This window comes from Saltatorellus ferox, from assembly GCA_007751475.1.
In the GTDB taxonomy this organism is placed as follows: domain Bacteria; phylum Planctomycetota; class UBA1135; order UBA1135.
Window position 1 is genome coordinate 536,326 of record CP036434.1, and the last position, 12,324, is coordinate 548,649.

At 67.4% G+C, this 12,324-nt stretch carries 7 protein-coding genes; all 7 read right to left on the minus strand.

Features of this window, described 5'->3' with window-relative positions; all coding sequences use genetic code 11:
- Positions 1-42 precede the first annotated feature (42 nt).
- Positions 43-2,583: a hypothetical protein gene (locus tag Poly30_RS01975; protein ID WP_145194346.1), complete on the minus strand. Its 2,541-nt coding sequence runs from the start codon at positions 2,581-2,583 to the stop codon at positions 43-45.
- A gap of 115 nt (positions 2,584-2,698) precedes the next feature.
- Positions 2,699-4,219 carry a hypothetical protein gene (locus tag Poly30_RS01980; protein ID WP_145194347.1) on the minus strand — a complete coding sequence of 507 codons (1,521 nt, stop codon included), beginning with the start codon at positions 4,217-4,219 and terminating at the stop codon, positions 2,699-2,701.
- Between the two features lie 10 nt (positions 4,220-4,229).
- Positions 4,230-5,144 carry an outer membrane lipoprotein-sorting protein gene (locus Poly30_RS01985; protein ID WP_145194348.1) on the minus strand — a complete coding sequence of 305 codons (915 nt, stop codon included), beginning with the start codon at positions 5,142-5,144 and terminating at the stop codon, positions 4,230-4,232.
- Between the two features lie 33 nt (positions 5,145-5,177).
- Positions 5,178-7,844, minus strand: a complete 2,667-nt coding sequence (locus tag Poly30_RS01990; RefSeq protein ID WP_145194349.1) for an efflux RND transporter permease subunit — start codon at positions 7,842-7,844, stop codon at positions 5,178-5,180.
- A 319-nt stretch (positions 7,845-8,163) separates the two neighbouring features.
- Positions 8,164-8,808, minus strand: coding sequence for an SDR family oxidoreductase (locus Poly30_RS01995; protein ID WP_145194350.1), 645 nt, complete (start codon positions 8,806-8,808; stop codon positions 8,164-8,166).
- A 140-nt stretch (positions 8,809-8,948) separates the two neighbouring features.
- Positions 8,949-11,558 carry an FG-GAP repeat domain-containing protein gene (locus Poly30_RS02000; RefSeq protein ID WP_145194351.1) on the minus strand — a complete coding sequence of 870 codons (2,610 nt, stop codon included), beginning with the start codon at positions 11,556-11,558 and terminating at the stop codon, positions 8,949-8,951.
- 124 nt (positions 11,559-11,682) lie between these two features.
- Positions 11,683-12,195 (minus strand): hypothetical protein, encoded by a 513-nt coding sequence (locus Poly30_RS02005; protein WP_145194352.1) that lies wholly within the window; start codon positions 12,193-12,195, stop codon positions 11,683-11,685.
- Positions 12,196-12,324: the final 129 nt, after the last annotated feature.

The window sequence follows — 12,324 nt, forward strand, 5'->3', positions numbered from 1 at the left end:
GTGGTGGCCCCCAGTTTGCCTTCCGTCACTCGAACCTGCGGTCTACTGGAACTGAATCGCGATGCCGTTGCTGAAGTTGCTCGTGATGCCGGGGTTCGCGTCGCGGTGCCAGCACTGGAAGCTCCATGTCTGTCCGGCGAGGACCGAGACCGCGCCCGTGGGCTGGGGGATCGCGGTCAGGTCGATGGACAGGGAGAACGCACCGGCGCTGCCCGACTGCTGGGCCTGCTGGCTGTAGCGACCGACCGAGCCGCCGAGGCAGAGGGTTCCCTGGGAGCCGCCGGCGCCGGGAACGAGGTCCTGGGTGAGGCTCGTGAGGAGGTAGCCGAAGCTCTGGCGCGGCAGCCACCGGACGTCGATGCGGACGCTGTTGTCTGCGACGAGGTCGGAGCCGCGGGCACTCAGATCGGAAACGCGCCCCGTGGAATTCGGTACGGCGGCGCCGCAGAACGGCGCGCCGAGCGTGTCTCCCGCGAGGGTGAACCAGGTGCCGTTCGTGGTGGCCGCGAACAGCTCTTCACCTGTGATGCTGACGTGGAGGTCGCGGGCGAAGCCAGCGTCGGCTGCCCCCGTGCCGTAGGCGCCAAAGGTCGCTCCGCCGTCCGTCGACTTGCGGAAGCGCGGCGCCGCGCTGGTCGTGATGTAGAGCACGTTGCCGTCGACCGGGCTCGACTCGATCCGCGCCGTCGGGACGTTGAAGCCGGTCGGCTGCCAGCTGAGCCCCGCGTCCGTGGTTTCGTAGACGCCGCCGGCCGAGGCCTGGTCCGCGAGGAAGAACCGGTTCGGGCTCGCGGCCGATGGACAGATGGACTCGGGCCGGATGACTGCCGGGAGTCCAGCGCCAGAAGCCGCCCAGGTCATACCCCCATCGGTGGAGCGGAGCGCGCCGCCGAGCTGGCTACCGTCGAGGGCGCGATAGCTGGCGAGCGCGGTCTGGTTCGTCCCGTCCTGGACGATCTCCACGTCGATCACGTCGTAGAAATCCTGCTGGACTCCCTCGTAGGTCTTGGTCCAGCTCGCACCTCGGTCGGTCGTGCGCCAGACCGTCGGCTCGAAGCCTGCGACGCCGAAGTCGGAGCCCACGGCCAGGATCAGGGCAGGGTCGGACTGGCTGAACGCCATGGCGAAGAGCTCGGACTCGAAGACCGAGCCCTGGTCAGGGCCGATCGAGGTCCAGGCGCCTGCGCGCCGATAGACGCCCTCGGGGGCAATGGTCGTCGGGCCGTCCGAGATGGCGTAGAGCGTCCCGTCCGGGGCGAAGTCCACCGCTTCGAAGCGCGTGCCCGGGAGCGACGCCAGCGTCCAGCGCGACCCGCCGTCCGTGGTGGTGTAGACGCCGCCGTTGTTCAGGCCCTGGAAGGCGATGGCGAGTTCGAAGGGATTGAGCGGGTTCGACGCCACCGAATAGACGTCGAGGGCGGCGATGCCGGCGGACGATGGGGCAAAGGAGCTGCCTGCATTCGTGCTGCGCCAGACCGCGTTGGAGGTAGCGCCGAGCAGGACCGCAGAGGTGGACTGGGGAAAGGTCGAAACCTCGTTGACGGTGAAGCCGCTGGTGCCACCGACGCCGAAGGTCCAGGTCGTGCCGCCGTCGACCGAACGGAAGACACCCGCGCCGCCGCTGGCGACGAAGATCGTGCCCACGGCGCCTAGCTCGATATCGTTGAGGACCAGAGACGGCCAGGTGCCGTCGTGCAGCGCGGTCCAGGTCGCACCGAAGTTGGTGGATTCATAGAGCCCGACGAACTGAGATCCGAAGGCCTGGCCGCCGCAGACAAGAAGCCGCGTACCGTCGAACGCGAGGTCGTTCATCGGGTTGCCGGGGAGGCCGGCGCTGCGATTGGTCCAGCTGGCGCCCGCGTCGGTCGTGGTCCAGACCCCGCCGCCGCTGAATCCGCCGCCGATCCCGATGACGACTCGATTGGAGTTCGACGGGTCCACGGCGATGGCGCGCACGGATTGACCGGCCACGCTCGGAGGGGTCAGGTCGACCCAGCTCTGGCCGCCGTCGTCGGAGCGGACCACGTTGGCGAGCTGGTTGCCCAGCGCATCGGCCACGCCCACCCAGAGTCGCTGCGAATTCTGCGGGTCGACGGTGACCTCGAAGGTCTGCTGGTTCACGCCGAAGCCGAAGGGCAGATGCGTCCAGGTCACGCCCGCGTCGGCGCTGGTCATGAGTCCGCCGAGGGTGCCGACGTACGCGACGCCATCGATCGTGAATTCGATGTCGTAGCAGGCGGTGCCGCTGAGCGAGGTCACCTCGTCCCAGGTGGAGCCGCCGTCCGCGGACCGATAGAGACCGCCGCCGCCGTTCGACGGCGCGGAGGCCGCGAGGACGATCGAGCCTGATTGCGGCGACGCCGCCACGTCGAAGATGTCGCCACCGAAAGGACCGAGCGCCGACCAGCTGCCAGCGACCGAGCGGTTCTCGATCGCGCCGTTCGGGTCCCCCGTGGGGGATGCTCTGTAGGCGGCCGCGCGGTTTCCCTGATCATCTTTGCGCCAGTGCCAATTCGTCGAGAGCGTCGAGACCTGGGGAGACGAGAGTGACGGGGCAGTCAGCAGTAACAGTGAGAGGAGCATGGAAGGCGCGCCGAGAGTGGCGGTTCTGAAGCGGGGAAAGAAACGGATCGACCCCAGCTTCCGCGACGTCTCTCATTCCCGCAAGTGAATGCGGCTGAGCTTCTGATGGAGCCGTTCAGAAGCTGAGTCGCAGCGCCGCGAAGACGTTGGTGTTCGGGCCGAACTGACCGATGAACGTGTAGTCGTCCGCGCCTGCAAAGATGTTGGCGCCCACCGTCAGAGTCCAGCTGTCGTCGATGGTATAGCTCACGTTCGGTTTGATGTAGGTATCCCGGTCGCTGGGGCTCGTGTACGTGAAGATCGAGGCGCGCATTCGCTGCTCCAAGAGCAGCTTGCTCGCCCGCAGGATGATCACGTGTCGGTACTCGTCGCGCAGCGGAATCCCGTTCGGCAGCGTGCGCTCGTACTCGTCGTGATTCGACATCGCCTCGAGGTAGTACTGGGCGCCCACCGAGAAGGAGTGCGCGATCTCGGGCAGATCGCGCTCGAAGCCCACGAGCACGCGCGTCTGGGAGTTGTCGACGAACGGGTCGTCACCGCCCTCGTCCTCGCGCGAATCGTAGTAGCCGACCTCCAGGCTCGCGATGCCGCCCGCGAGCTGCGTGCGCGCGCTGGCTCCGTAGGCAGCGAGCCGCGGAAAACGCGCCTGGCCGCTGAGGGGGTCGAATCCGGAGGGGCTCTTCCAGTAGCCGAGGTAGCCGTAGGCGGCGAGTTCGTACCCGCCCACGTTTCGATAGATCCGCGCCGACCACTCGGAGTCGTCGATCCACTCGTCGGGCTGATCGGTCTGGAGCGGCGCGTCGCGGCCTGCCGGGCGACCGAGCAGCGGATTGTAGTACGAGATCCTATCGCCGCGGATGAAGCGGTCGGCGTCGAAGCGCGGCGTGTACACGAGGTCCACGTTCGCCACGTCCGAAAAGATGCCGACGCGGATCGCGTCGGACGGCGCCTTCAGGTACTCGTCGTCCCGCCCGACGAAGAAAGAGACCCAGTCCTTGGGAAAGAGATCGTTGATGAACGGGAGATCCCCGGTGCCCCAGGTCAAGACCTGGCGGCCCGCCTTCACGTCCAGCCATGGGAGCGGCGAGAACGACGCGTAGGCCTCGCGAAGGTCGACGAACCCCTGGCCGGACTCGAGGTCGGGCGCCCAGCTATCGAAGAGCGGATCGACGATGAGGTCCGTGGCACCGCGAAGGAAGACGCTGCCCGCCTGCCGCTCCGCCTCCAGTCGCAGACGCATTTCCGCGATGGACGCGGTTCGCTCGTGGGGGTCGCGCTGGGTACGCGTTCCGAAGCGGCCTTCGAGGAAGCCCTTGATCCCGTGATCGGCTGCGAACGAAAGCAGGCCCGTTTGCCCGACCGTCTCCACGCCGATGACGTCCTCGCTACCTCCGTCGAGCCCGGGAGGCAAAGAGGGTTCGCTGGGCTCGAGACCCGGCGGCAGCCCTGGCTCGTCACCGAGGCGGCTCGTGCCGCCGAGTCCAGGCGGCAGGCTCGGCTCACTTTGCTTCTTCGACTCTCCGCCGAGACCCGGCGGGAGCGGCGGCTCCTGCGCGGCGGCCTCCCGCATGAGGCCCGACACGAGCGCTGGCGCGACGGCCAGGGAGAGAAGCCGCGTTCTTGTAACGATCGTCATCGGCATCCGCTCACTTCACGAACTCGCGCGGCGCGCGGCGAAGGTAGCGCTCGGTGAAGAGGTCCTCGGGGAGCCCGATATCGTACTTCACGTCCTTGTAGGTCACCGTCGTGGAGCCCTTGGTGCGCAGGTCCGTCATCTTGGCCTTGACGACCGTCTTGCGTCCCTGGATCTCGTCGACGCCGAGGACCTCGTACGTGCGATAGGTCTCGCCGCTCGCGTCCTTGTACTCCATCTTCGTGACGACCGAGCTGCCGCGGTGGATCCACATTCGATACGAGGCGAACTCGACCGAGGTCGGGTTCTTGGGCTTGGAGTCGACCACCCAGTAGTTCTCCGTCGTATCGACGAGCGTGCGCTCGTCCGCATCGAGGTGACGGCCCGAGACGTCCTCGTAGTAGAAATGCGAGCCGACGAAGCTGCTGCGCTTGTCCGCCGAGGAGACGCGCTTCACCATGTCGAGGGCGGGCAGGTAGAGCCAGCGATCGTCGTCCGCGCCCGGCTTCTTGTGCACCATGAACGTCGTCTTGTCGACGTCCGCGGGGTGCTGGAACCGAACGTAGAAGCTCTGCTCGCTCGCGCAGCACTCCACGTCGCTGAGTTCGCCAGCCGCGCCTTCTGCGCGCTCCGTGTTGCGGCGCAGGATCGTCATTTCACGGGTCCGCGTTCGCCCCTGGGCGTCGACGATCTCCATCACGACCTGGGCGCTGCGATCGTTGCCCTGGTAGTAGCAGACGCGGTTGGCGGCGGCGATCACGTCCTCGGCGGTCTTCGGTTCTTCCTTGGCGGTGGACTGGCCCGCCGATTGGGCCGCTGATTGGCCCGCCGCCTGGTGCGCTGTCCGTGGAACCGCCTGGGCAAGAGTGGTCGCCGCAGCGGTGAGCCCGAGGGCCCAGATCCAAAGGGGTCGATTGCGTGTAGTCATGGTAGAGCCTTTGCAGTGGGTGACTTGCTGGAATCAGCGAGCCGCGCGTGAGCGGAAGAGCACGCGCTCGAACGTGCCGAGGAGCGCGGGGAGGAGCAGGAGCGTCGCCACCCCGGAGATACCGAGGATCGCCGCGAGAAGCACGCCGACGGTCTGGTAGGGAACCAGCGGCGCGAAGAGAAGCGGGAGGAAGCCGACGGCGATGACGATGGCGTTGCGCGAGATCGCTCGCGCCGGTTCGTCGAACATCACGGGTAGCGCGGCTGCCCATGAACCCTGGCGCTCCACTTCACGTCGAGCGCGGGCGAGGAAGTGGATCGCGAAGTCGATCGCCAGCCCGAGAGCCAGCGACGAGAGAACGGCCACGGGCATGTCGTAGGGTTTCCCCATGAGGCCGACCGCGCCGTAGACGAGCGCGATCGTGAGCGTTAGCGGCACCATGGCCAGAAGCCCCCAGGCCAGGGACCGGAACAGAACGACCATCAGGAGCAGCACGACGACGAACGCGCCGCCGAGGGACTTGAGCATCCCGGCCACCATCTTGTCCTGCCAGACGACGTTGATGTGCGTCAGGCCGAACCAGTGCGGCTCGAGGCCGCCCGGCGGCGGCTCCTCGTCCATGAACTCATCGAGGGCCTCGTGCACCGCGACCATGTCGCGGTTGTCGCCGCTCGTGAGCTGCAGCCAGAGGCTCGCCTCGCGGAAATCGGGCGTGACGAAGTGCCAGAGGTCGTCGGGGCGGTGGCTGCTCTGGTAGGTCAGGAGGCACTGGGCGACGGCCGCGCTGGTGTCGGGGATGCGGTACTGGTCGTCTTCGCCGAGGAACAGCTCGCGGTGCACCGTCTTCACGATGTCGGCGAGGGAAGAGCTCTTGCCGACCTTGCCGCTCTCCACGAAATGGGCCTGGAGTCGACTCATCCAGCGCAGGACCTCGGGGTCCTTGAAGACGTCGCTCGACTGGCGCTCGGCGGAGAGAACGCTGCGGACTTCGTCCCACGATTCGGCCACGTCGTCGCTATCCGCGGCATCGGCGCGGTCGCTGGCGAGCTTCTCGAGGGAAGCCAGCGCTCCGGTCGCGTCGGTCGCCGCCTCGGCCATGGGGCGAAGTTCGTTCTCCGCCGCGGTGAAGGCCGAGGTGATCTCGGGCAGCCCTTCGGCGTCCAGGCTCGTCTTCTTGTCCAGCAGGCGCGCGCTGACCGACGCCACGAAGGCTGCCGGATCCCAGGTGGTCTTCGGCGCATCGAGCGCCAGGTACGCCATGTACGTGCCGCCGAAGTGGGAGTTGAGCACGTCGTCGGCCACGCGGATCTCGTGGTCGGGGGAGAACCACTTGACCGGGTTGTCGTTGATGACGATCCGCGAGATGCCCCAGCCTGCCACGGCGAGCAGGACCAGCGAAAGCGCGAGGATGGGCTTCGACGCGCCGTTCACGCGCGGCGCCATGCGTCGAAGCGCGCGGGAGAGCGCGGAGGCTTCGCCCTCTGCGTGGCTCGCGCCGAAGTCCTCGAAGGTCTTCTCGGGCAGGAACGCCACGTACGCGGGGATGAACAGGATGGTCAGGAGCCACGCGACGATGATGCCCATCGCCACGAAGATCCCGAACACCCGGACCGGAGGGATCGGCGTCAGCGCGAGCGACAGGAAGCCCGCCGCCGACGTCAGCGACGTGTAGAGCATGGGCGCGAAGAGCTCGTCCATCACCGTGCGAATCGTGGCCGTCCGATCGCCGGTCTCACGGTAGCGGTCGAAGAACTCGCTCAGCACGTGGACGGAGTCGAGCACCGCGATCGGCATGATGAAGATCGGGATCATGCTGCTCATGATGTGCACCGGGTTGCCGGTGGCGATGAGCGCGCCCATGGTCAGGATCACGGAGATCATCGCGATGATCATCGGGCCTGCCACGAGCGCCATCCGCCTGAAGAACCAGAGCATCAGGAGGAAGATCACCACCATCGCGATCGGAGCCGAGATAGCCATCTGAATGAACATCTCGACGCCGAAGGTATCCTCGGCGATCGGGAGGCCGGTGATGTGGTATTGCTCGGTGCCGCCGTAGGTGGCGATGCGCTCCTTCAGCGCCGCCCCGACCCGGTAGCTGAGGTCCTTGGCCGTCAGCGGCAGGTAGAGCGCGAGCGCGCGCCCGTCCTCGCTGACGAGTGTGCCGTTCAGGAACGGGATCCTCTGGGCGCGCTCGCGCACGGCGATGGCCTCCTCGGCGGTCTTCGGCGGCACGGGCATGAGCCACTCGAAGCGGACGGAGCCGAGTCCGCCCTGGGAGATGTCGTCCACGGTCGACGGCGCGAGCACGTCCACCTCCACGACGCCTGCGTCCTCGCCGTTCTTGTCCTTCCAGCGCAGGGTCTTCGCGAACTCCGCGAGGTCGTGCACGTGGGCGAGGGCATCGGGATGGAAAACGCCCTCGGCGTTGGAGTCGTCCACGACGCCGACGACCACGATGTCGTTCAGCTGGAATCGCTGGCGCACCTCGTCGTGGAAGACGCGGGAGGGCTCGTCCGCCGAGAGCATGTTCTCGGGGTCGGTGTCCACCTTGACCCCGTGGAGGGCCGGGAAGCTGTCCGGCCAGATCGACGGGAGGGCGGCGAGTAGGCCGACCGCCAGCGTCAGGAGCAGGGTCACTCCCACGACGAGTTTGCGACGGCGGACGGAAACGTCCGCCACCCAGGATGCCAGCTTCATGAGCGTCGAATTCGAACCGCTGCCAGCTGAGCCGCGGTGGGTGGTGCCCGAACACGGCCCGGAGAGGGCCCGACGGGGAGGGGAGAGGCGGTGCCAGGCCGCAAATGAGGCCAGGAGTCTAGCACATCGGTCCTGGGCACTCGGCGGCTCCCGTCGCGCTACCCCATGCCGGGCCGGAGCCGGAATTTCCGATCGAGACAGGTTTTTCGACGAGCCCCTGTGGATTCGCCGGCGGCACCGCAGTTCTCCCGCTGGTGGAGGCCGGCCTGTCCGGCGTGTCCCCCTCCACCCTTCCCTTCTCTCGACGTGCCCTAGTCCTTCAAGAGGCCTGAAGGGCTTCCGGAATCGGCGTGGTGCCGGAGATCAGCTCGAACGTCTGCTCGCGACCCTTATTCCCGTCGATCAGGTCGGCCAGGACCGCGGCCACGTCTCGGCGGGGGATCTCGCCCCGCTCCACGGAGCTTGAGGCCCGGACCCTTCCAGTGGGCTCCTCATCCGTTAGCTTGCCCGGGCGGATGATCGTCGACGCGATCTTCGCCGAACGGGCTGCATCGTCGGCCGCAGCCTTGGCCCGCAGGTAGACGCTGAAACTGTCGTCGTCGGACGGCGGGCTGTCCGCACCCATCGAACTGATGATCAAGAATCGGTCTGCGCCGATTCGTACGGCAGAGTCCACGGACTTGATCGCTCCATCGCGGTCGACGGAATGCTTGCGCTCCACGCCGCTGCCGGGGCCGGCGCCTGCGGCGAAGACGACGACATCGCTCTTCGCCAGAGCGGTGTCCAGATCCTCCGGTCCCACGGATTCGATATCGCAAAGCACGGGCTCTGCTCCATCGGAGCGCACGTCGTCGAACTGCGATTCCTTGCGGACGAGGCCGCGGACTTCGTGCCCTTGCTTCTTGAGGAGATGGGTGAGGGAGCGAGCGATGGAGCCGTGGGCGCCGATGACGGAGATGTTCATGTCTGGTCGAATGAGGGTAATGGTCGAGGCCAATAACCCCAGCAGAGACGATCCTCCTTCAGCGCAGGTTCTCGCGGCATGGTGACTTCTTCACCGCGTGCTTAGCGGCTGATTCGTCTCTTCCGGCTCCAGGCGCTTGTTCACCGAATCAGCACAGCGGCTGCGTCCGTGAAGTTCGAGGTGCCCAATCCGATCGAGATGTCTCGGTACCACGCCTGGAAGCGCCAGGTCTCACCGCTCATCGCGGCCACCGCTCCGGTTGGTTGCGGCAGGTTCTGCAGGTCGATACCGAGCGTCGCAAAACCGTTGGCTGTCGCCATCCCGATCTGGCCGGGGGCTGCGAAGCGACCGATCGCGCCGCCGAGGCAGAGCGTGCCCTGGCTCCCGCCCGGGCCGACCACGAGGCCCGGCTGACGGCTTGCCAGGAAGAGCGTCGTCGCGCCTGCGGGAAGGTCGAGGCTTTCGAGGGTCAGGGAATCCGTCGCGGCCGTGCCGCTGCCGACGATCCGCAGGGTCGCGGGCCGCCCGGTCGAGTTCGGCACCGCGGGCGAGCACTCGCGGGACCCGAGTTCGCCGATCGCGCCGTTCTCCTGCCAGCCGACTTGCCCATGGGCCGACGCGCTCACGAGTACGTCCAGATCGCCGTCGCCGTTCACATCATCGAGGGACACGCTCGCCACTTCGCTCAGCCGCAGGTCCGTTCGCTGGAGGCTGATCGCCGCGGGGCCGTCGATGGCGAACCACTCGAGCGTTCCCATGACGCGGTTGTTGGGCCGGTGATAGACGACGAGGGTCGCCTCGCCGGAAGGGCCCGCCGGGCCCGCGCCGACGGCATCGGGCAGGTCGAGGAACGTCCCGAGGTCCTCCGTCGCGCCGAAGATGCCGGCGCCGGTGTTCAGGGCCCTTCGGATGAGCTTCGGCCCGGGCTGAACCCAGACCAGATCGGCGGCTCCATCGTCGTTGACGTCCCTGGCTTCGAGGCCCATGACGTTGGCCGTCGAAAGCACGGTGAGGGGCGCCGCGAACGAGCCTGCGCCGAGTCCGCGATACTGCTCGAAGAGAAAACCCATCGGCTGACGATCCAGCGCGATCAGGTCCAGGACGCCGTCGAGGTCGAAGTCCTCGGCGATCAATCCCTGGGCGTAGAGGGTGGTGCTGATGAGCGGGCGGCCGGGCGCAAACGTGCCTGGCGCGAGCTGCTCATGGACGATCACGTCCGGGCTGAGGGCGCCGGCAAACAGAACGTCGAGGTCGCCGTCGCTGTCGAAGTCGATGGCCTGGGGAGCCACGCCGAGGGGCCCTGTGCCCGAACCGATGAGCTGCGGCGCTCCGAGGCCTCCGGTGGCGCCCGTGGGAACCCACCAGACCTCGCCGGAAGGCGTGCCGAGGAGGAGATCCACTGCGCCGTTCCGATCGAGATCCGCGGCGCGCAGGCTGCTCGCCGCCTGGATCGACGGAAGGGATCGCTCGGGCGCGCGGAATCGATCGGCACCGAGGCCCCGGGCCAGGTACACCCCGCTCTCCGGCGAGGCCGTGATCACGTCGCGCACGCCGTCGAGGTCCACGTCGAGGACCACGGATTCGATGGCCTCGGGCACGGGGCGCAGGATCGGCCGCGTCGCGCTTTCGAAGGCCAGGCCCGCGGGCGAAAGCGGCGCCCCCGGGACCCAGTCCACCGTGTCACCGTCGCCGACGACGAGGACGTCGGGCCGCCCGTCCGCGTTGAGGTCCGAAAAGTCGATGTCGGGAGCGTCGAGGCCGCCGCCGCCCACGAACGGCCCGCGATCGAGGAACTGAAAGCTGCCGAGGTTCTCGATCCAGCGAGGCGCTGCTGCGCCGTCGGTGGTCGCGATCAGATCGAGGTCGCCATCGAGGTCCGCGTCAATGGGCTCGATCTTTGCGAGTAGCCCTGCATTCATTCCCGCGTCGATGCGAGGTCCGAACGCGCCGCCGCCGAGGTTCTCGTAGAACCTGAACTCGCCGAAGGTTCGTGCGGCCATGGCGAGGTCGAGGTCGCCGTCTCCGTCGAGGTCGACGGCCTTGAGGTCCCTGACGCGAAGGAACGGCTGGTTCTCGATGCTGTTGCGCGTCCAGGCACCCGCGCCCCCGGAGTTCCGGTACCAGTCGATGCGGCCGCCCGCCCCGCCGAGCACCGCGTCCTGGAGGCCATCTCCATCGATGTCGAAGAGCGCCAGATCGGAGAAGGGGGTGGCAAGGCCGAGAAGAATGGCCGGGAGCGCGAGCACGCCGCTTCCGAGGTTCTCGAAGAGGAGCGGTCCCGTGGAACTCGGGCTACCGCTGGCGCGCATCACGATCACATCGCGATCTCCGTCGAGGTCGAAATCGACGACGTAGATCTCGGACCCGAGATCGAACTGGTTCTCCGCGAGGAGCGTCACGTCGAACTCTCCTGTGCCGTCGTTCCAGAGCAGGTTCGCGTCGCTCCCGCTCTCGTTCGTCACGACGATCTCGTCGTAACCGTCCCCGTCGATGTCGCCCACCGCGATCCCGCGCAGAAGGCCGGAAACGATGCCGGCGACTCGCATTTCGGTCGAAGGGCCATTCGGACCGCCCGCGAACCAGACGATGCTGCGGGTCCGCGATGACGCGCAGACCAGGTCGGCGAGCCCGTCGCCGTTCAGGTCTCCGTGGGCGACGAGAGAAGCTCCAGGAAGAGCCGCGGTGATCTCCCGGAAGTGTTCGAGGTCGGGGGTGGCCAGGCAACTGGTCGCGAGGGCAAGAACGAGCATGGTGCGAAGAGCGAGGGAAAGGGTCCGGGAAGGAGAGGCATCGCCGGGAAGGCAAATCCCATTCCATCATAGGGTCTCGCGACGGAGGCGACAGGCGAGGTCTCCTGAGTGCGGCTTCGCACGCTCAGGAGCCGATCCGGTAGGTCTGCCGCACGCTGCGCACGAAGAGGAGCGCGAGGACTGCGCCGTAGAACATCATCGGGATGCCAGTGAAGACGCCGAGGTTTCGGAGGACGCGATCAACGTCGGGGTGGTCGAAGTTGATGGTCGCGAAGAGGCTTCGGTAGATGCGGAAGAGATCGAAGGGGCCGAGCGCGGCCGCGGCCGCGGTGAGCCACCAGCCCCATGACCTGGGCGCGAGGAGCCCGATGCCGCCCAGGGCGAGCCCTGCGCCGATGAGGTAGGTCAGGAGCAGCGGCGAGAGATCGCCGCCGAGACCGCCGGGGCGCGTGTGCACCCCGTAGGTCTTCTGGATCGCGGCGATGCTGTGCCTCGTCAAGAAGATCGTGAGCGGCGCGGTCGCGATCGCGATGCAGCCGCAGGCAACGCCGAGGCGAGATCGTTCGATTCGGCGGAGCGCCTTGCGCTCCTGGAGTCGGGTCTGGCGCTCTTCGTTCGTTCGGTCGTGGGCGGGCATCGCGCCAGCGTAACGGACCGTTCTCGGTCCCGGGTCGCGAGGATCAAGCCAACTTCAAAGTCCCATCAGGGAACATCGGTTGAACGCGGCTTGATCGTTTCGCAGGCAAACGCCAACGAAGGTTGTGCC